Source organism: Nitrobacter sp. (genome assembly GCF_047149785.1).
GTDB lineage: Bacteria > Pseudomonadota > Alphaproteobacteria > Rhizobiales > Xanthobacteraceae > Nitrobacter.
Genome location: NZ_BAAGBE010000001.1, coordinates 3,262,348 through 3,282,740, shown reverse-complemented (window position 1 = coordinate 3,282,740; position 20,393 = coordinate 3,262,348). Strand labels below are relative to the sequence as shown.

13 protein-coding genes are annotated in these 20,393 nt (G+C 64.4%); 7 read left to right on the top strand and 6 right to left on the bottom strand.

The features are described 5' to 3' along the window. Positions 1–43: 43 nt before the first annotated feature. Positions 44–1,417, bottom strand: a complete 1,374-nt coding sequence (locus ACMDCM_RS15310) for an MFS transporter (protein WP_412774775.1) — start codon at positions 1,415–1,417, stop codon at positions 44–46. A 344-nt stretch (positions 1,418–1,761) separates the two neighbouring features. On the opposite strand from ACMDCM_RS15310, the gene ACMDCM_RS15305 reads away from it, so the two are divergent. From ACMDCM_RS15305 to ACMDCM_RS15285, 5 genes are all read left to right on the top strand, one after another. Continuing rightward, the gene (locus ACMDCM_RS15305) at positions 1,762–2,397 is read left to right on the top strand and encodes an OmpA family protein (protein ID WP_412774348.1); all 636 of its coding nucleotides are present in this window, start codon (positions 1,762–1,764) and stop codon (positions 2,395–2,397) included. Between the two features lie 177 nt (positions 2,398–2,574). Then, the gene (locus ACMDCM_RS15300; protein ID WP_412774347.1) at positions 2,575–4,086 is read left to right on the top strand and encodes a caspase family protein; all 1,512 of its coding nucleotides are present in this window, start codon (positions 2,575–2,577) and stop codon (positions 4,084–4,086) included. A gap of 138 nt (positions 4,087–4,224) precedes the next feature. Next, on the top strand, positions 4,225–5,076 hold the full coding sequence (locus ACMDCM_RS15295; RefSeq protein ID WP_412774774.1) for an efflux RND transporter periplasmic adaptor subunit: 852 nt from the start codon (positions 4,225–4,227) through the stop codon (positions 5,074–5,076). Next, positions 5,076–8,171 (top strand): efflux RND transporter permease subunit, encoded by a 3,096-nt coding sequence (locus tag ACMDCM_RS15290; RefSeq protein WP_412774346.1) that lies wholly within the window; start codon positions 5,076–5,078, stop codon positions 8,169–8,171. Before ACMDCM_RS15295 ends, ACMDCM_RS15290 begins: the two co-directional genes overlap by 1 nt. A gap of 247 nt (positions 8,172–8,418) precedes the next feature. Beyond that, a protein-coding gene (locus ACMDCM_RS15285) for an IS630 family transposase (RefSeq protein ID WP_412772097.1) occupies positions 8,419–9,361 on the top strand; the annotation gives its coding sequence in 2 pieces (ribosomal slippage) (positions 8,419–8,754 and positions 8,756–9,361; 942 coding nt in all). Positions 9,362–9,461: 100 nt separating this feature from the next. On the opposite strand, the gene ACMDCM_RS15280 is transcribed toward ACMDCM_RS15285, so the two are convergent. Next, complete coding sequence (locus ACMDCM_RS15280; protein ID WP_412774345.1) at positions 9,462–10,136, bottom strand: Crp/Fnr family transcriptional regulator; 675 nt, start codon at positions 10,134–10,136, stop codon at positions 9,462–9,464. Positions 10,137–10,410: 274 nt separating this feature from the next. On the opposite strand from ACMDCM_RS15280, the gene ACMDCM_RS15275 reads away from it, so the two are divergent. Beyond that, a complete protein-coding gene (locus ACMDCM_RS15275) occupies positions 10,411–12,330 on the top strand; it encodes an AsmA family protein (protein ID WP_412774344.1) in 1,920 nt (639 codons plus the stop codon). 124 nt (positions 12,331–12,454) lie between these two features. Here ACMDCM_RS15275 and ACMDCM_RS15270 read toward each other — a convergent pair whose 3' ends face one another. Both ACMDCM_RS15270 and ACMDCM_RS15265 read right to left on the bottom strand, forming a co-directional pair. Beyond that, complete coding sequence (locus ACMDCM_RS15270) at positions 12,455–13,066, bottom strand: pyridoxamine 5'-phosphate oxidase family protein (RefSeq protein WP_412774343.1); 612 nt, start codon at positions 13,064–13,066, stop codon at positions 12,455–12,457. 98 nt (positions 13,067–13,164) lie between these two features. Continuing rightward, positions 13,165–14,901 (bottom strand): hypothetical protein, encoded by a 1,737-nt coding sequence (locus ACMDCM_RS15265; protein ID WP_412774342.1) that lies wholly within the window; start codon positions 14,899–14,901, stop codon positions 13,165–13,167. Positions 14,902–15,305: 404 nt separating this feature from the next. Between ACMDCM_RS15265 and ACMDCM_RS15260 the strand changes: the two genes are divergently transcribed. Continuing rightward, positions 15,306–16,184: a caspase family protein gene (locus ACMDCM_RS15260; RefSeq protein WP_412774341.1), complete on the top strand. Its 879-nt coding sequence runs from the start codon at positions 15,306–15,308 to the stop codon at positions 16,182–16,184. Between the two features lie 418 nt (positions 16,185–16,602). On the opposite strand, the gene ACMDCM_RS15255 is transcribed toward ACMDCM_RS15260, so the two are convergent. After that, positions 16,603–17,490, bottom strand: a complete 888-nt coding sequence (locus ACMDCM_RS15255) for an efflux RND transporter periplasmic adaptor subunit (RefSeq protein WP_412774773.1) — start codon at positions 17,488–17,490, stop codon at positions 16,603–16,605. A 154-nt stretch (positions 17,491–17,644) separates the two neighbouring features. Beyond that, the gene (locus tag ACMDCM_RS15250) at positions 17,645–20,095 is read right to left on the bottom strand and encodes an adenylate/guanylate cyclase domain-containing protein (RefSeq protein WP_412774340.1); all 2,451 of its coding nucleotides are present in this window, start codon (positions 20,093–20,095) and stop codon (positions 17,645–17,647) included. Between the last annotated feature and the right edge of the window lie 298 nt (positions 20,096–20,393).

The window sequence follows — 20,393 nt, the reverse complement described above, 5'->3', positions numbered from 1 at the left end:
AAAGCGGATTTCTTCGACGCGGTTTCCATTAAGTCCCGATTCATCACGACTCCACAACGGCGAGCGGCGACGCCACCGATTCGAGCGGACGCCGTTCGGCGGCAATCCCGTATCGCCAGCCGATCAGCGCGGCGGCGATCATCAGCGCCGATCCAAGGCAGTATCCCGCGAACACGCTGTCACGCGAACCGCTGTCGATCAAGGCGCCGAACAGCGCAGGGCCGGCGACGCCGCCGACCCCCGTCCCGACGGCGTAGAACATCGCGATCGCCAGCGCCCGCACTTCAAGCGGAAAGGTCTCGCTGACGGTCAGGTAGGCCGCGCTGGCGGCCGGCGAGGCAAAAAAGAAGATCACCATCCATGCGATCGTCTGGGTCTGCGCAGTCAGAGCGCCTGCCGCGAAAAGATAGCCCGATACGGCCAGCAGAACGCCCGAGATCCCGTAGGTGAAGGCGATCATCGCGCGGCGTCCGACCGTATCGAACAGCCGCCCGAGCAACAGCGGTCCGAGAAAGTTGCCCGCCGCGAACGGCAGGATGTACCAGCCGATACGGTTCGCCGGAATGTCGAAGAAGGCCGACAGCACCAGCGCGTATGTGAAGAAGATCGCATTGTAGAAGAACGCCTGCGCGATCATCAGCGCCAGGCCGACCAGCGACCGCTGCCGATAGACGAAAAATAATGTCCGCGCCACCTCGCGCAACGGCGTGTGGTCGCGCATCCGAAGCCTGATCGTCGGCCACACCCGATCTGCGGCCGCATCCGGATGGCGAGCCGCCATCCGTTCGATGCCGGCGACGATGCGCATCGCCTGCTCGGGCCTTCCGTGAATGATCAGCCAGCGCGGGCTTTCCGGAATCCACAGTCGCATCACGAACACCACAAGTCCCAGCACGGCGCCGGTCAGGAATGCAAGCCTCCAGCCAAGCTCGGGATCGATCACCTGCGGATCGAGCAGGACGATCGCGCCGACCGCGCCGAGCGCGGCGCCGACCCAGAAACTGCCATTGATGGTCAGATCGGTCCATCCACGATAGCGCGCCGGCACCAGTTCCTGGATCGTCGAATTGATCGCGGTGTATTCGCCCCCGATGCCTGCGCCGGTGAGGAACCGGAACAGCGCGAAGCTGCCGATATTCCATGACAGCGCGGTGGCCGCCGTGGCCGTCAGGTAAAGAGCCAACGTGACGAAAAAAAGTTTCTTGCGCCCGATGCGGTCCGTCAGCCAGCCGAAACCCAGCGCCCCGAGCACGGCCCCGGCGAGATAGGCGCTGCTGGCCAAGCCGATATCCAGGTTGGTGAATCGCAGCGTCGGGCTGTCCTTGAGCGCGCCGGACAGCGCGCCGGCGAGCGTCACCTCCAGTCCGTCGAGGATCCAGGTGATGCCCAGCGCGGTGACGACCCGCGTATGAAACATGCTCCAGCGCAGGCTGTCGAGACGCGCGGGAATGTCGGTCTCGACGATCCGATCCGTGCAATCCTGCAATGAAGGCCCTTCGATCGTTTTGGCTGGATGGCGGAAACGCGCAGCTCCGCATTCGGTTCCCCGCAGGTTTCCCGACCGCTTGGCATTGATGCGCCGGGGCGCATTGAATAATCTTGAACGAAACCGGACCCGATGGCGTCGAATCAAGGCCGTCGGGGGCGGCGGCAATCCTTTTAGATCAGCGTGATGCAAATCACAGTATGGCCCGATACCCCGGCCCAGAGTGCGTCAGCCGCCCTCGTCGCGGGGCGGGCCATGAAGGACAGGAGAAGATCATGTCTCGTCGGACGACGTCCGGAAAAGGATTGAGAGCAGCCGTGCTGGCGGTCGGCCTGGCGGTGATCGCAACACCGCAGGTCTCGGCCGGAGACCTCTCTGCGCAGCAGATCATCGACGGGCTGAAGGTGTCACGGACGCGGAGCCTGAGCGCGCCCGCACAGCCCGCGCTGACCCAGGGCGATCTGGACTTCGTCAAGAGCGTGCGCGGCAAGACCCGCTCGCTGTCGATGGGCGACCGCGATCACCTGGCCGCGATTGCCGCCAAACGCCCGAAGATCGACCTCGACATCAATTTCGATTTCGATTCCGCGGCGCTTGCTCCGCGCGCCGAACCACAATTGCACAGCCTCGGGAAGGCGCTGACGAGCGACGAACTCGCGGGCTCCGTCATCATGCTCGGCGGCCACACCGACGGCAAGGGATCCGACGCCTACAATCAGGGGCTCTCCGAGCGCCGGGCCGCCGCCGTGAAGCGCTTCCTCATTGAGACGTATAAGATTCCCGCGGCGAACCTGATCTCGGCCGGATATGGGAAGGAGGGGTACAAGAATCCCGCAGAGCCGTTCGCTCCGGAAAATCGTCGCGTCGAGGTCGTCAACATGGCCGCGAAACAGCAGGCCGCGAACAAATGACGGCGGCGACGCGAGCGGCCGCGCTCGCCTGCCGCTATTCAGCGTCAATGCGGTTGATCGCGACCCGATTCACCGGGCATTGACAAGCGCCGCACCGGCGGTTTGAAAACGCGGAGAGCGTCATATAAAGTCGGCTCGGCGCGGCTGGAATGGCGCTCACAGGTGGACGGCGTTCGCATGAACCTACGAGTTGCTGGCCTGGCCGTGTTGATGCTGACGACGTTGCCCGCGATGGCGCCGGCGGCCGCGACGGAGACCGGCGCGCGGGTCGCGCTCGTGATCGGCAACGCCAAATACCCCGACAGCGAAACGCCGCTCACGGAGCCGGTCAACGACGCCCGCGACGTGGCCGACGAACTCAAGCACGACGGGTTCGACGTCGAGACCGGCGAGAATCTGACGGGCGAGGACATGCGGCTCGCGCTCAAGCGTCTTTACAGCCGCATCAGGCCGGGCAGCGTCGTGCTGATTTTCTTCAGCGGATACGGCATCCAGTCCGGACGGCAGAGCTATCTCATTCCGGTCAATGCGCAGATCTGGACCGAAGCGGATGTCCGGCGCGACGGCTTCAGCCTCGAGACCATCCTCGGCGAGATCAACAATCGCGGCGCCGGCGTCAAGATCGCGCTCGTGGACGCATCCCGCCGCAATCCGTTCGAGCGCCGCTTCCGCAGCTTCTCGGCGGGTCTGGCGCCGGTGATCGCGCCGAGCGGAACGCTCGTGATGTATTCGGCCGCGCTAAGTTCGGTGGTCAGCGATGCCAGCACCGGTCACAGCCTGTTCGTCAACGAGTTGCTGAAGGAGATTCGCGTCCCGGACCTGACGGCCGAGGAAACGCTGAACCGCACCCGCGTCGGCGTGACGCGAGCCTCGCGCGCCGAACAGGTGCCGTGGATTTCGTCGTCTCTGGCCGAGGATTTCTATTTCATTCCCGGCCAGCACGGCACGCCCGGCATTGCCGCGGCGCCTCCATCCTTGCCGCCGCGTCCGGAGACGGCGTCGCCGCCCGGCGCAGCTCCGCCCGTTGCGCCACCGCCAGCTATTCCGGCCCCGGTTGCATCCGGCCCGCCGACGCCCGCCGCGGTCGCGTCCGAACCTCCGGCGCCCGAACCATCGCCCGGCCCCGCCACAACGTCTCCAGCGTCAGCAACGCCGCGACCGCAGGACCACGGCAAGAGCGCGCTTGCGCTGGCCGACGATCCGACGATCAAATCGCTGACCTCCCGAATCGCCGCCAGATCCGACGACGCCAACGCATTTTACCGGCGCGGACAGGTCTATGCCAGCAAGGGCGCCTATGCGCTTGCCATCAAGGATTTCGATGCGACGATCCGGCTCAATCCGAAGGACGTCGAGGCCTATAACAATCGCTGCTGGACCCGAACCGTGATCGGCGACCTGCGGTCGGCGCGGCGCGACTGCGACGAGGCGCTCAGGCTGCGGCCGGATTTCGTCGACGCGCTGGACAGCCGCGGCCTGCTCAACCTCAAACGCGGCGCGAACAAGGACGCGATCGCGGACTTCGACGCCGCGCTCAGAATCAACCCGAGGCTGACCTCGTCGCTTTACGGAAGAGGCCTCGCAAGGCAGCGCAGCGGCGCCGTCGCGGAGGGCAATCTGGACATCGCCAACGCCAAGGCCATGGACCCTGATATCGTGAAGGAGTTTGCCGGCTACGGCGTGCGTTGAAGCATCGTTTCAGCCATAAACCATCATCCGTCGAGGCACGCGGCGTGCCCGTGAAAGAATTGCAAGGTGACGCGACTTCCGGATTCTGGATATCGGCCGCGATGCGGGCGTAAGGTCGTCTCCGGCCTGTTTTTGGGCATGCTGGCGGCAACGATCGGTGTCGTGAGCCCGTCGCGGTCCGCCGACGACAGCGGACCGTCCGAAGGCGCTCTCGTGGCCGTCGCCCGTGCGACCAACGCCTGCTTTTCCGACATGGTCCGTGTGACCGGCTTCGCCGTTCCGCGCCAGGAAGCGGTTGTCATCCCGGACCAGGAAGGGTCGCGCGTGACCGACGTGCTGGTGCGCGAGGGCGACACGGTCAGGCTCAATCAGGAACTGGCAAAGCTGGCGCCGCTTCCCGGCAAACCGGGCGCCGTCGTCCTGCGCGCGCCCGCCGCCGGACTCGTCACCCAGGTTCGCACCGCCGTCGGAGCGCCGGCATCGCCACAGGCTCCGCCGATGTTTCGGATCGCGGTCAACGGCGAGATCGAACTGGATGCCGAGGTGCCTTCGATCCATGTGCTCAAGCTCAAACCGGGCGCGAGCGCGCGCGTCAGTCGCGAGGATGGGCCCGACCTGGTCGGGCGTGTCCGCCTGGTGTCGCCCGAGATCGACCGCAAAACCCAGATGGGTCACGTCCGGCTGTCCCTGAGCGCGGACCCGACTTTGCGGATCGGAATGTTCGCCCGCGCCAGCATCGACGCCAGACGCAGTTGCGGCGTCGCCATTCCGCGCTCCGCTGTCGATCACCTGGCGGTTCAGGTCGTCAACGGAGACATCGTGGAGACACGACACGTTCGCGTCGGGCTGACATCCGACACCGCCGTCGAAATCCTCGAGGGCCTGAAAGTCGGAGAAACCGTCGTGGCCGATGCCGGCACGTCGCTGCATGACGGCGACCGGGTCAGGGCCATGTTTCCGGATGACCTCGATCGATCGCGAGCCCGTTGATGACCCTCAATGTTTCCGCCTGGTCGATCCGGCACCCGCTCCCGTCCGTCGTCTTCTCGATCATTCTGCTGTTGCTGGGCTGGGTCAGCTTCACCAGGCTCGCGATCACGCGGCTGCCCAATGCCGATATCCCGGTGATCTCGGTGGCGGTCTCGCAATTCGGCGCGGCGCCGGCCGAACTCGAGGCGCAGGTTACCAAGACCATCGAGGACGGCGTTTCGGGCGTCGAGGGCGTCCGGCATATTTCGTCGTCGATCACCGACGGCCTGTCGCTGACCACGATCCAGTTCGCGCTGGAGACCAATACCGACCGGGCGCTGAACGACGTCAAGGACGCGGTGACGCGCGTCCGCGCCAATCTCCCGCAGAACGTCAACGAGCCGCTGATCCAGCGCGTCGACGTCATCGGACTGCCGATCGTCACCTACGCCGCGATCTCGCCGGGCAAGACGCCCGAGCAACTGTCGTATTTCGTCGATGACGTGGTCAAGCGCGCGCTGCAGGGCGTGCGCGGCGTCGCCCAGGTCGAGCGCATCGGCGGCGTCGAGCGCGAGATCCTGGTCTCGCTCGATCCGGATCGCCTGCGCGCTGCGGGTCTGACGGCGGTCGACGTCAGCCAGCGCCTGCGCGGCACCAATGTCGACGTCGCCGGAGGACGGGCGGAGATCGGACAGAACGATCAGGTCATCCGGACCCTCGCAGGCGCCAAGACCATCAGCGAACTGGCGGGAACGATGATCTCGCTCCCGGCCGGCGGAGAACTGCGGCTCGACGATCTCGGCACGGTGACCGACACCATCGCCGACCGCCGGACCTTCGCCCGCTTCAACGGCGAGCCCGTGGTCGCGCTCGGCATCAAGCGCTCCAAGGGCGCGAGCGATGTCGTGGTGGCGAAGGCGGTGCAGCAACGGATCGACGCTCTGAAAGAGCAATATCCCGACGTCGATCTGAAGCTGATCGACACCTCTGTGGATTTCACCCATGGCAACTACGAGGCGGCGATCTCGACCCTGTTCGAAGGCGCGACGCTCGCCGTCATCATCGTCTTCCTGTTCCTTCGCGACATCCGAGCGACCATCATCGCGGCGATTTCGCTGCCGCTGTCGATCTTCCCGGCGTTCTGGGCGATGGACATTCTCGGCTTCTCGCTGAACCTGGTCAGCTTCCTCGCCATCACGCTCTCGACCGGCATCCTCGTCGACGACGCCATCGTCGAGATCGAGAACGTCGTGCGCCACATGCGAATGGGCAAATCGCCCTACCGCGCCGCGCTGGAAGCCGCCGACGAAATCGGTCTCGCGGTGATCGCGATCAGCCTCACCATCATCGCGATCTTCGCGCCGGCGAGCTTCATGTCGGGCATCGCCGGGCAGTTCTTCAAGCAGTTCGGCATCACCGTCTCGGTGCAGGTGTTTTTCTCGCTGCTGGCCGCGCGTTTCGTGACGCCGGTGCTCGCCGCCTATTTCATGAAGGACCATCCGCACGAGGCACCGCCGCCCGGCCGGGTGCTGCGCGCCTACACCGGCCTCGTCACCTGGTCGGTGCGGCACTACTATGTGACGGTCCTGATCGGACTTGCGATCTTCGCCGCCTCGATCTGGAGCATCAAGCTGCTGCCGCAGGGCTTCCTGCCTGCGCAGGACACCGCGCGTTCGCTGCTGGCGATGGAGCTGCCGCCGGGATCGCAGCTCGCCTATACCGAAAAGGTGACGGAAGACATCGCGGCGCGGCTGCGCAAGCGGCCGGAGGTGAAGAGCGTGTTCGTCGACGGCGGGCGCGTGCCGCCCGGGCTTAAGGAAGTGCGCCGCGCGTCCCTGATCATCAACTACACGCCGAAGCAAGACCGCAGCATGACCCAGCGCGAGCTTGAACTCTCGATCGGGCAGGAACTCGAAAGCGTTCCCGACATCCGTTACTGGTTCCTCGACGAGAACGGCCTGCGCGCGGTATCGCTGGTGGTGACCGGACCCGACATCGGCATCGTCAGCAATGTCGCGAGCGAGCTGGCGACGCAGATGAAGCGCATTCCGCTGCTCGCCAACGTCACGCCGGAGACCTCGCTCGACCGCCCCGAACTGCGCATCCGGCCGCACGCGGACCTCGCAGCGCGCCTCGGGGTATCGACCGAACAACTGTCGCAAACCATCCGCGTCGCGACCATCGGCGACGTCGGTCCGGCGCTGGCGAAGTTCGACGCCGGCGACCGCCAGGTTCCGATCCGCGTGCAACTGGAGGACAGCGCCCGCGCCGACCTGAAGACGCTGGAGCAGATGCAAGTGCCGATCGGCGGCGGCCGCGGCCACGTCCCGCTGTCGGTCGTCGCCGATATCCGGCTGGATCAGGGTCCGACCAGCATCAACCGCTACGACCGGCAGCGGCAGGCCACGGTCGCGGCCGATCTGGTCGGCACCGCCGCGCTCGGCGACGCGACCAGGGAAATCGACGACCTGCCGGTGATGAAGACCTTGCCGAAAGGCGTGAAGGTCAGTCCTTCCGGCGACGCCGAAAGCCTGAACGAATTGTCGGACGGATTTGCGACCGCGATCACAGCCGGCCTGATGATGGTCTACGCCGTGCTGGTGCTGCTGTTCGGCACCTTCCTGCAGCCGATCACCATCCTGTTCTCGCTGCCGCTGTCGATCGGCGGCGCGATCATGGCGCTGCTGCTCACGGGAAAGCAGCTCACGACGCCGGTCTGGATCGGCATCCTGATGCTGATGGGCATCGTCACCAAGAACGCCATCATGCTGGTGGAGTTCGCCGTCGAATCGATCCGCGAGGGGCGTGCGCGCGAGGAGGCGATCATCGACGCCGGCATGAAGCGCGCCCGCCCCATCGTGATGACCACCATCGCGATGGTCGCGGGCATGATGCCGAGCGCGCTGGCGTTCGGCGCCGGCGGAGAGTTCCGCTCGCCGATGGCGCTGGCGGTGATCGGGGGTCTGCTGTTCTCGACGCTGCTATCGCTCGTGTTCGTGCCCGCGATGTTCCTGGTGATGGACGATGTCGGCAAGTTCACCTGGCGCTACGGCAAACGGATGTTGACGTCGGGCGTCGAGGCGGCCGAGCAGTCCGCGACAATCGAGCGCAAGTAACGCAGCTTTCATGCACGGCAGCCCAATGAAACGAGGGCGTCATACGCGGGCGCGAGCCTTTCCGCTTCTGATGGAATCAGAAGCGGGGCTCTATGATTTTGATTTGACGCGTTTTCTTCACGCGAACCGGTCCCCACTTCGCTCGAAAACGCTTTAGACCGGTTCCTGTTTAGGCGGAATCGGATTTTGGTTTTCAAATCAGGGGTCTTCTGATTCAAGATTCTTGCTGGATTGGAGGCCAGCAAGGATGGGACGACCACTTTCTGGCGATCTTCGACGGCGGGTTGTGGCAGCGGTCTCGAAAGGTGAGAGCTGCCGCTCGGTTGCCTCACGGTTCGGGGTTGCGATTTCCTCGGTCGTGAAGTGGTCTCAACGCTATCGTGCGACCGGGTCCGTTGCGCCGGGCCAGATGGGCGGCCATCGCAAGGCGGTGCTGGAAGCGCATCGCGCCTTTATCGCGGCCCGGATCCGCCAGACGCCTCATGTGACGCTGCACCAGCTCAGGGACGAATTGGCCGCGCGCGGCATCAAGGTCGGGCATAATACGATCTGGCTGTTCCTGCGGCGCGAGGGATTACGGTTCAAAAAAAACACTGTTCGCCCTTGAGCAGGGCCGGCCCGACGTCCTGCGCAGACGTCGACGCTGGCGATCATGGCAAGCGGGCCTCGATCCTCGCCGGCTGGTCTTCATCGACGAGACCTGGATCAAGACCAACATGGCGCCGCTGCGCGGATGGGCTCCAAAGGGCGAGCGCCTGCGGGCCTTCGCACCGCACGGTCACTGGCGCACACTGACCTTCCTCGGCGCGCTGCGCTGGAATCGCCTCACGGCCCCTTGCGTCTTCGACGGGCCAATCAACGGCGAGTGCTTCCGCGCCTATGTCGCCCAGCAACTCGTGCCGGTTCTCAAATCCGGCGACATCGTCATCATGGACAATCTCGGCAGCCACAAATCCGCAGAACTGCGCCGCATGATCAACGCCGCAGGAGCCAGGCTCTGGTATCTGCCGCCTTATTCTCCCGATCTCAATCCAATCGAGCAGACCTTCGCAAAGATCAAGCATTGGATGCGCATCGCGCAAAGGCGAACCATCGACAATGTCTGCCGCACCCTCGGCGAACTCGTCCAAGCCATCCAGCCAGCAGAATGCCAAAACTACTTCATCAACGCAGGATACGCTTCTACCTAAAAAATAGGAAATGCTCTAGACCCGCGTATCCATCGAGCTTCGTCGAGTGCCGTTCATGGCGGACGAATCACCGGTCAAGCCCGGTGACGACGATCCTCCTTCACGCATTGCGCGCCACGTCGGTCAGCCGGCTCATGTTCTTGAGCAGGATGCGGCCGCGCTGAAGATCCAGGATGCCGTCCTTGCGCCATTGCTGGAGCTGGCGATTGATGCTCTCCCGCGCCGCGCCGACATAAACGCCGAGCTGCTCCTGCGAGATATGGACCTCCGAGCCGTAGTCGTCGGCCAGCGCGCACAGCCTCCGCGCCATCCGCACCGGCAGCGGCTGCAGCACCGATTCCTCCATGCGCTCGCTGATCCAGCGGATACGCTGGCACAACAGTTCGATCAGGCGGATCGCGATTTTCGGCTCCCGCTCCAAAAACGCCAGCAGATCGCCGCGGCGCAGGACGAACAGCTCGGCCGGCTCGCCCGCCACCGCGTCGGCGGTGCGCGACTGCCCGTCGAGCACGGCGATTTCGCCGAACAGGTCTCCCGGCCCCTGGAAGTTCAGGGTCAGCCGGCCACCGTCGGAGGCGCCGGTCTCGATGCGGATCTGGCCGCGGCGCACGCCGTAGAGCGCATCGCCTTCGTCGCCCTTCTGGAACAGGACTTCGCCGACGGCGAGCTGCTGGGTATGGCAAAGCCCAGCCATGCGCTGCAGATCGTCCGCGCCGAGATCCGAAAACAGCGGGTTCATCTTGAGAATGACCGCGAATTCCGACTGCTTGCTCATCGCAATTCACCCTTGAGACCGACTGCCGGGACGCCGGCAGGTTGTAGTCGTCATAACCTTTGAAATGACGCCGCCGATGCCTGCCCATGCATCGCGTGTTTCACTATGCTCGATCAAACCCGGACAAAAGTGTGTCATAGGTCACGGAGATTCCAGTGGTCCGATTCTAACATTCGCATCCCGTTTCAGCGAGCCTTGTTGCGAACATAAGATCGAAGCACCACTAACCGATACGCGGCCGCGAGCAAGGATCCACATTTTCCGAGATGGCAAGATGAGAGCTTTGAAAATCGCAGGCGGCGCCGCAACATGCCTCATCGTGGTCGCAATCGCTCTCTTCTTGACCGCAATCCCCTCCGCTTTCGTCGCCTCGTTCGTGCAGGACCGGATCGCGCGAGAGACCGGCTACAGGGTCGCGATCAAGGGCAAGACCGAGATCGGGTTATGGCCGTCGCCAAGCCTCACGCTGCACAAGGTCACGTTCGACAGGCCGGGGAGTTCTGCGAGCGACGGACGGCTTGCCGTGGGGGAAATCCGCGCCGGTCTCGAATTGGCGAGCCTGCTGTCGGGCGCTCCGAAAATTTCGGAACTGGCGATAGACCATCCGACGCTGCGGCTGCCGATGCTGCGCGAACGCACCGGCGCCAGCCTCCCGGCCGGCCCGGGCCGCCCTGAAAATACGCCGGACAACGAGGCGGCATTTCCGATCGAGCGCGTGACGGTTTCCAACGGCACGATCGTTTTCTTCGATCCGCAAACCGGCTCGGAAGACGCCGTCGGCGACATCAACGCCAGCGTGACGTCCGCTGCCGACCGGAAAATCAACATCACCGGCGATGCGCGTCCCGGCGGCCGGGCGCTGACCTTCAGCATCGCCGCGACGCCGCCCGCTGGTCCGCTCGGGCCCCAGAATATCCCGACCGAGTTGACGCTCGAGATTTCCGGCGCGCCGGCCCGCCGACTGACAGCGAGGGCCGAGGTCCGGATCAACGGCGAGATGCTTCTCGTCAATGGCCTGTCGGGATCGCTCGACGGCGGCAAGTTCAACGGCTGGGCGTCGGTCGATCTTGCAAGCAAGCCGCTCGTGAAGGTCGATCTCGATTTTCAGCGGCTCGATCTCGGCGCGCGGCCGCCCCGGACCGGTGTCCCGCGATCCGGCGCGCAGCCGTGGAGCGATGCGCCGATCGATGTCCGCGGGCTCAACTATGTCGATGCGCAGATCACCCTTTCCGCGGCCGAACTGAAGATCGGCGAAGCGCGCTTTGCGCCGGCCTCGGTCGAGGCCGACATCGCCGGCGGCCTTCTGAAAGCGACATTCTCCAACCTTGGCGCATATGACGGGCAAGCCAGAGGTGTCCTGGCGATCGACGCGAAAGCGAGCAATCCGTCATATGCGCTGAAGACCGATGTAACGGGCGTCCGCGCGCTGCCGTTGCTGTCGGGGCTTGCGGATTTCAACAGTGTCGACGGCAGGATGCGCGCGACGGCCGACGTGCGCGGCACCGGCGCCAATCTGCGCGCGATCCTGTCGAGCCTCACCGGGTCGGCTTCGATCGACATTCGCGACGGAGCGATCCGCCATCTCAACATCGCGAAAATGATCCGTGCGTTGACGTCGGGCACATTGTCCGGATGGCAGAAGCGCCCGGACCAGGCCACCGACCTGTCGCAGCTCAGCGCAACCGCAACCATCGCGAAAGGACGGGCCGTCACCAACGACCTGTTCCTGGCCGGGCCGCTGGTGCGGATGACAGGCGCGGGCACCGTCGATCTCGGCTCGAAGACGCTGGCTTTCCGGGTCGAGCCGAAGCTCGTCATGACAACCGAGGGTCAGGGCGGCGGCGCCGATCCGATCGGCCTCGGCATTCCGGTCGTCGTGCAGGGGTCGTGGAGCGAACCGCGAATCTATCCGGACGTGGCCGGCATTCTCGACGATCCGGCTGCGGCCTATGCGAAGCTCCGGGAACTGGGACAGGGACTGTTCGGCCAAAGCGGGGCTGGAGGCCCGGACAAATCCGGTCCCAAATTCGGAGAAACTCTTGATAGCCTGATCCGGCAGGGACTCGGCGCAGCAACCGGTCCCGGCGGGCCGCCCGCGAACCGGCCCTCCCAAGACTCTTCATCGCAAAACCCGTCATCCCATGACAAGCAGCCGCCCGTCGATGAGATCATGAAACAGCTATTCGGCCGCTAGAGTCTGTTTCAACTGCGTTGAACCAGACTCGTCGCTCATCTTTTTGTTTGAGCATGATCTTTTCCGAAAACCGGTTTCCACTTTTCGGGATCATGCTCTAACTGCAAGATTTCACTCGCAAACATCACCACATCGTCTGCCGCGCGCGCTCCAGCCATGCCTTGTCGTATTCCTCGCCGCCGACGCGGCTCTTGCTCATCTCCGCGAGGATTTCGCCGGGCGTCGGCAAGCTCTTGAGGTCGACGTGACGGGCGGGATCCCAGAGATGCGAACGAATGATGGCGCGCGCGCACTGAAAGTAGATCTCCTCCACGCTCATGACGATGACCGAGCGCGGCGTCTTGCCTTCGACCCCGAAAGACGCCAGCAGCCCGGGATCGGCCGACACCAGCGCCCGCCCGTTGACCCGCAGGGTGGTGCCCGATCCCGGAATCAGGAACAGCAACGCCGCCCGGGGATCGCGTATGAGATTGCGCAGCGAATCGATGCGGTTGTTGCCGCGCCGGTCCGGGATGATCAAGGTGACCTCGTCCTGAACGCGAACGAAGCCCGGCAGATCGCCGCGCGGCGAGCAGTCAAGTCCCTCCTCGCCGCAGGTCGCCAATATGGCGAACGGAGAACTTTCGATCAGCGCGCGATAGGACGGCGTAATGCTACGGGCCACCTTGATGGTCGCCGCCTCGCCAGGCTGGCCGTAGATGGCCTCGAGCTGCTCGATCGTCTCGATGGCGGTCACCACAATGCTGCTCCTTGCGTTGAAACGGACGATCCCCGCCGTGGACGACCCGGCCCGGGCCGCCATCCTATACATGCGCATCCATGGAACTGCGAGATCTACCGTTTTGCCGGTGGTCGCATCGCCTTGCGGGCAAGCGCCAGTCCCATCAGCACGAAGGCCGATGTCACTTCCGGCCCGCCCACCACAATGCGCGTCGGTGTTTTCATCTTGTTCCATTCGTAGGCCTTGAAAGGTCCGCGTCGCCCGCCTTCGCCGACCTGGCCGGCGATGCAGTTGAGCGCGGGCGTGAAGGCGGCTGCGTCGGCGCCGAGATGGCCCAACGCGATCAGCGCCAGCGCGGCGTCGAACGCGTTCATCTCGGCTGACATCAACGTGTCCTGCACATACGCCAGAACCCGGCCGCGGATATAGCCGAAGCTGTCATCGGGATCGACGGCCCGGCGGGCGGCGGCGGGCAGCGCCGCGAATGCCGCATGGCAGCGTCCGAAGTAGGCGCAGTAGAGTTCGGGCAGATAGTAGATATGGGACCTGGGATTACTGAACGCGCCGCTCTCGACCAGCCGTCTCTGGAAGCCGATGATCCGCTGCACCGTCTGCAGGCGTCGCGGCGTTTCCAGAACGCGCCACCGCGAACAATTGCGGAAGCTGACCTCGAGAACGTCGAGGTTGAGGGTGGGGTCGAGATCGTTGCCGTAAGGGCGATCGCCCGCGAGGTTGTCGATCCAGGTCACGATGCCGCCATCATAGTCGATGTTGTCGTTCAGCGGCACAGTCACCAGCCGCTCGTTGGCGCCGCCGCCTGCCTGATAGCCGGCGTAGAAATCGAGCAGCGGCTGATCGAGGATCGGATCGGTCGAGCCGGCTTGCGTCGCGGCCGAGAACGCGCAGGCGGTGGTGTCGCAGTCGGGAACGTAGATGCCGAAGCCGAGGTCCTGCTTGATCTGCGCGAAGAAGCGGCTGAAGCGTGGATGGGGATTTGGCGCCAGCGCGGTGATCACGCTGACGCGCTCGCCGTCACGCGACAGCACGTCCTCGCGGCTGGTCGTGAGGCAGAAATCGACCACCGCGGCGCTGGCGCGGCGGATCGCCTCGGTTTCCGCGGGCGTGGCGAGGCCGGTTTCACCGAAGCTCAAAAGCGCTTCGGTGAAGAACGCGTCGTAATAGGCCGAGCGATGGCGGATCTGCACCGGCTCCCACATCGGTTCGGCGATGCCGCGCCACGGCGGGTTGATCACCTCGCGCGCCGGCGACCGCGCGATGAAGACCCGCGCCAGATTGAACAGCAGCGTCGAGTTCTTGTAGCCGCGCGCATCGAGGCCGGTAAGCGCGGCGAGAAAATCCCGGCCGCGCAGATCCGGATCGCCGATCAGGTTGAACGCGGCATAGGTCGGGATGAAGCCGTTCTTCTCAAACGACCGGAGCAGGTGCGCGCCGCAGGTCCGGATGATGCGCTCGATCTCGGCAAGGCCCGGCCGCGCTCCCGCCGCGGCCGCCCGGTTGGGTCGGGGGTGGTGCAGCGTCACGGTGTCCAGCAACGCGGCCACCGGCCGGCCGATCGCCGCCCAGTCCGGGGACACATCGTCTCGCGCCTGCCGCAGCGCGTCCTGAAGTTCCCCAAACCGGCCCTCGTCCCGCAGTTCCGGCAGGCCGGCCCGCCGCAGCAGCGGACGCAGGGCAGGATTGGCGAGCGCGGTCCTGTAGAACTTGGCCAGGTGAGCGTCGCCGCCGTGGTGGCGCAACAGCAACGGATCGCACAGCTCGTACAGCGAGGGGCCGTTCTTGCGGTTCGTCAGCGCGCGATAGACGGCGCCGGCAACATGGCGAGCAGTCATGATGTTCTTTCCGCGCCCACGGGCGCGCTGACGGCGTCGCGTCACGGCCTGCTTCAGACAACCTGTTGAAAAACTATACGAATAGACAGGAAAGACAAACGTGACTTAAGTCACGGCATCGGGCCGCAAGGCCGCGTTAGGTTGGGTCTCCGTGACATCCCGTTCCAGAAATTTCGCGATCCGCCCCGTCGTTTTCCGCAGAGCCGCCGCAACGTGCTTAACCAGTTGTGTTTCCAATAAATAAAGGTTTCGTGTTGCTCATGGAGGCCGGCAAGGGTATGACCTCGCGATGCTGCGCCGCAAAACAAGCGTATTTGGCGGCAATAGTCCGGGTGTCCCCTGAAACCAATCCGGCATTGGCGCGACTCACGAGCGCCGTCAAGCATGACCAGGAATTGATCGTTATGACATTCGGGCAGTTTCGCGTTTCCCCCCGCTCGGTCACGGTGGCCACCATCCTCGTCGGGATGGTGTCGCTGGCGATCGGAGCCCATGCCGCGCTCAACAAGCGCAGCCTGGATGTCGCGAAGGCCCTCGCTGTCGCCGACACGACCGGCAGCATTACCGTCAAGCCGCAGCGGGTCGCGCTGGTCATCGGCAACGGACACTATCCGGACGCGAACCGGCCCTTGAAGCAGTCCATCAACGATGCCCGGGCGCTGACGACGATCCTGCGGCGCGACGGCTTCGACGTCATCATGGTGGAGGACGCCAACAGGGACGATATGCATCGCGCGGTGCGCCGCCTGGAATCGAAGATCGGCCCCGATACGACGGCGCTCCTGTTCTTCAGCGGCTTCGGCATACAGTCCGGCCGCGAGAGCTACATGATTCCGGTGGATGCGCGGATCTGGAAGGAAGCCGACGTCAGGCGTGACGGGTTGTCCGTCGAAACCGTGCTCGGCGCGATGAAAGAACGCTCCGCCAGGGTCAAGCTCGCGGTGATCGATGCATCGCGGCGCAACCCCTATGAGCGGCGCTTCCGCTCCTACTCTCACGGCCTTGCGCCGATCAATGTGCCGGACAATGCGCTGATCCTGTCGTCGGCGACGCCCGGACAAGTGGTTGACGAATCCGGCGGACAATACAGTCTGCTGATGGCGAAATTGCTCAAAAGCCTCGATACGCCGAATCCCGACGCCGAAGCCGCGTTCAACAAGACGCGAGTCGCCGTTTCCCGCGCGAGCGGGGGCCAACAGGTTCCGGCGGTGTCGTCGTCCTTGGCTCAGGACGTGCCGTTCAGGGCTGATGCCGCGATGGCGTCGCGCAAGGCGGGCAGCTAGAGCAGGTTTGCCTGAGAGCGTTTCCAAGCGAAGCATGTCCTCGGGCTTGACCCGAGGATGGATGCCGGTTCGCGTCAAGAAAACGCGTCAAATCAAAATCATAGAGCCCCGCTTCTGATTCCATCAGAAGCGGAAAGACTCTAGACGGAATCAGCGACCCGTCATGCCCGGCTTTATGCCGGGCATCCACGTCTTTGGAATTTCAGCGAAGAAAGAAGAAAGACGTGGATGGCCGGGACCATAGGCGAGCGAAGCGATGCCGTTCTTCGAACGGCAATGCCCGGCCATGACGGAACAGGGTGTTTCCATCAAAACCTAAGCCGAGTCTCAAAAAAGCCAGCCCCGGACTTGATCCGGGTTGAGAACCGTTTCGGATAAGAGGTCGATTCAACGAAGTTGGATCAAGCCTCCGAGCGGCTTACTTCACACTCGCGACCGGCCTGACCGGATCGCCCTCCCGCAACAAGGCGCCGGCGCGCGCCACCACCACGTCGCCTTCCGACAAGCCCTCGCGGATCTCGACCAGTCCTCCCGACATCAAGCCCACTTCGACGCGTCGCGTTTCGACCCGCTCGCGCCGGACGACCTGAACCACGGTGCCCGCGCTCCCGTACAGGATCGCCGTCAGCGGCACCGCGATGCCGCAGCTCTCGCCGGTCTTGACGATCGCGCGGCCGGACGCATTGACCAGCAGGTGCCTGTTCGGATCGACGGATATGAAGACTTGTCCAAGCTGGCTGTTCGGTTCGACCGTCGGCGCGACGAGCCGGACTTTGCCATCCATGTCGCCGGCGCCGACGACCACGACCCTCGCGGTCTGACCGACCGCGAGCTTCGCCAGATCAGCGGTCGGCACCTGGCCGACCAGATCGAACTCGTTGCCGGTGACGATATTGAACAACGCCTCGCCCTTGCCCGAGGCAATCGCGCCGATCTCGGCCGTGGACCTGCTGACCAGTCCGGCGACCGGCGCCTGAACCTGCGTCGATCCGCCCTCGGGGCGGTTGAGACGGGCGAGCGTCTGACCGGCGGTCACGCTTTGTCCCGGCTCGGCCAATATCTCGGCGACCTTCAGTCCCGGCCGCTCCGGGCGTACGGCCGCCTCATTCTTCGGGATCAGGATTCCGGCGACCTCGACGGTATCGGAAAAGCAGGACCTGGTCGCTTTCAGGACGGTCACGGCGGCGCCGTCGGGGGTGTTCTCGTCGCCCGCCGCGAGCCCCCGAGACGCGATGACCGCCATTCCAAGCCCAAGGGCAAGAGCGGCCGCCCGCGTCGCGACGTGATGCGAGTCAGGGAATTTCATCGGCATCGTAAGATTCTTTCCGAAAAAAACACCGCGCACTCATCGCAGCGACAGCCAGCGGTCGCTGCGGAATCCATGGAGCGCAAAGCCTATTCAAGCCGGGGTGGCGATTCAACAACCGGGGCGATCGAACGCGCGGCACGATCGAATAAATTCATCCAGACCGACCCGCCGCCGCACGCAGCGCGGTGTCGCCGCCCGCGCGATCCTGCCAGCGATGAATCTCGACGGCCGCGACCGGATGGTGGAAGCCCTTCAGGACCAGCGGCGCCAAGGCCGTCGCCTCCACGAGATGCTCGACCATGCCGTAAGCACGCTGATTGACCACGATCTGGCCTGCCCTGGCTTCGTCGCATAGCCTCGAGGCAAGATTGGTCACGCTGCCGATCGCCGCATATTCGAGCCGCCGCTCGAAGCCGACCTGGCCCAGCGTCGCATAGCCAACCGCGATCCCGACGCTGAAGCCAAGGCTATGGCCGCGGTTTCGCCATTTCTGCGACAGCATCCCGATCGCATCGCGCATTTCAACCGCCATCCGGATGGCGCGCGGCGTGTGATCGGGAACCGGGATCGGAGCGTTGAACAGGATCATCACGCCGTCGCCCGCATAACGGTCCAGCGTGCCTTCATACTTGAAGATCAGTTCGCCGAGCGCTGCGTGATATTCCCGCAGCACGTTCATCGCCTCTTCCGGCTCCGAGCTTTCGGTGAACGCCGTGAAGCCGCGCAGATCGCAGAACACAACGGTGACTTCACCCCGGTGGCTGTCGAGCAGTGAATTCCGTCCATCGGACGACGCGACGAGTTGCGCAACCTGCGGCGCGAGAAAACGTTCGAGCCGCCGGATTCGCTCAATCTCTCCGAGCTGCTTGCCGACCTGCTCCTCGAGCGACTTGTTCCAGTTGAGCAGTTGATAGGTCTGCTGCTGCAGCTTGTCGGCTTGCTGCTGCACGATGCCGTGCGCGGTCGCAAGCTCCTTGCCTTTCTGATCGACCTCGTGGAAAAGCCGCGCGTTGCGCATCGCCAGCACCGACTGATGAGCAAACGTCTGCATCAACCCGAGCAGGCTCGGCAAAAATGCGCCGGTGCTCCGGCGCAGCACGATCAGCGCGCCGAGAACGCCTTGCTGGTCGACCAGCGGCACCGCCAGCGCGGAACGGAAACCGGCCGCGGCGGCGGCATCTTTAAGCGGATTTGCGTCCGACGTTGCGAAGTCTTCAATTGCGATCGGCTCGCCATTTGCGGCGGCCTGACCAAGCAGGCCGTCGTCGGCGCCGATGACGCCGTGGCTGCCGTCTGCCGGCTTCTCCGTGCCGCTGGCCTCGATGAGATCAAAGCGGCGAGCTTCCGCATCGAAGCCATAGATCAGCACGGCATCCGCTTTGGAGATCGCGAGCGCGCGTCCGGCGACCGTGCGGAGCACGGCGTTGAGATCGAGCGAGGATGCGACCGCGCGGCCGAACTCCTCGAGCGCCTTGAGTTCGCTCACCGACTGCGCCAGCTCGCGCGTCCTCTCCTTGACCTTGCGTTCGAGGTCGGAATAGGTCTCGCGAAGCTGATCGGCCATGCTGTTGAATTGCCCGGCGAGTTGCTCCAGTTCGTCGCCGGTCCTGACGTCGATACGGTGTTCGAAGTCGCCGCCACCGAGACGCTGCGCGCCGGTGTTGAGAGCCTGGATCGGGATCAGCATGCGCCGCGCCAGCAGCATTCCGGCAAGGATCGCGAGCACAAGACCGAATCCGACCAGAACGCCGATACGAATCAAAAGATCATGGATCGGCGCGAGCGCCTGACTTGCGGGTTGTTCGAACAGCACGAACCAGCCGAGCTTGGCAACCGGACTGGACGCGATCAGCACGTCCCGGCCTTCGTCGTTCGTTCCCGAGCTAGGCGGCTTGTTGCCGGGGTTCAGCAAGGCCGCGACTTGCGGCAACGCCGACAGGCTCTCGCCTGGATGCACGTTCTTGTCCGAGCTGGCGAGCAGAATGCCGTTCGAGTCCACGAGATAGGCCATGCCGACCTTGCCGGCCTGCGCCTCGCCGACATAGCCGGACAGAAAACCGAGGTTGATTTCCGCCACGGACGCTCCGGCGTTCTGTCCCGAGTGAGCGACGGCGATCGACATGAAGGGCTGTTGCTCGCGGAAGAAAACCGGCGCGTATGTGACGCCGTTTGCGACGGTGTGCGTAAACCTCACATCTTGGGAGAAGTCGGCGCCGCTGCCGAACGAAACGGAGTGACGCGACAGGCGGAGCTGCTCATGCCCCTGCCCGTCAAGCTGGAAGATGCGACTGACGGCAGGAACCCGATTCAGCAATTCGGCGTAGTCCGCGCGCCGCTGCTCGACCGTGACGACGCTGGCGCGCGTCACCCAGCTGACTTGGCGTTCCAGATCCACGATCGACTGTTCTACGCGATGCGCCGTCGCATCGGCCTTTTCCGACATCGCATGAATGAGCGCGGTCCTGGTCTGGTTGTAGCTGATCCAGATCTCGAGCGCGCCATTGACCAGGAGAACGAACACCACCAGGCCGACGAGCGACATGACGTACTTGGCGAACAAGCCCCCGCGGCGGAATCGGCTGGTATCTTCGGCCCCGTTCATAAACGTCCCATACGCCTATCGCGGTCGACTGCCTCGCCATAAGCGCGCGAAGCACCGGACGACTCGCACCATACGCCGGGAGGCGTGGTCACGGCCAGAAATGCCTCGCGCAGCATGTTCGCCGTTTGTTCGGTAACAGAACGGCCGCTCCTGCCGAACTTCCCCGGCAGCTCGATTGCCGCCGGCGGTTTCCTCTCAAGGCCGTCAACAGACGTCACGGATGCCCGGATTTGATTTCGGGTCCGATATCGGGACCTAAGCTACACTTAAGGCTATTCCGGCTTGACGGTTTTCTTCA

Excerpts from the sequence above, each read along its gene's own strand:
- ACMDCM_RS15280 (WP_412774345.1), bottom strand. The coding sequence starts at position 10,136 with ATGAGCAAGCAGTCGGAATTCGCGGTCATTCTCAAGATGAACCCGCTG.
- ACMDCM_RS15275 (WP_412774344.1), top strand. The coding sequence starts at position 10,411 with ATGAGAGCTTTGAAAATCGCAGGCGGCGCCGCAACATGCCTCATCGTG.
- ACMDCM_RS15255 (WP_412774773.1), bottom strand. The coding sequence starts at position 17,490 with ATGAAATTCCCTGACTCGCATCACGTCGCGACGCGGGCGGCCGCTCTT.
- ACMDCM_RS15305 (WP_412774348.1), top strand. The coding sequence starts at position 1,762 with ATGTCTCGTCGGACGACGTCCGGAAAAGGATTGAGAGCAGCCGTGCTG.
- ACMDCM_RS15300 (WP_412774347.1), top strand. The coding sequence starts at position 2,575 with ATGAACCTACGAGTTGCTGGCCTGGCCGTGTTGATGCTGACGACGTTG.
- ACMDCM_RS15250 (WP_412774340.1), bottom strand. The coding sequence starts at position 20,095 with ATGAACGGGGCCGAAGATACCAGCCGATTCCGCCGCGGGGGCTTGTTC.
- ACMDCM_RS15265 (WP_412774342.1), bottom strand. The coding sequence starts at position 14,901 with ATGACTGCTCGCCATGTTGCCGGCGCCGTCTATCGCGCGCTGACGAAC.
- ACMDCM_RS15260 (WP_412774341.1), top strand. The coding sequence starts at position 15,306 with ATGACATTCGGGCAGTTTCGCGTTTCCCCCCGCTCGGTCACGGTGGCC.
- ACMDCM_RS15295 (WP_412774774.1), top strand. The coding sequence starts at position 4,225 with ATGCTGGCGGCAACGATCGGTGTCGTGAGCCCGTCGCGGTCCGCCGAC.
- ACMDCM_RS15290 (WP_412774346.1), top strand. The coding sequence starts at position 5,076 with ATGACCCTCAATGTTTCCGCCTGGTCGATCCGGCACCCGCTCCCGTCC.
- ACMDCM_RS15310 (WP_412774775.1), bottom strand. The coding sequence starts at position 1,417 with ATGTTTCATACGCGGGTCGTCACCGCGCTGGGCATCACCTGGATCCTC.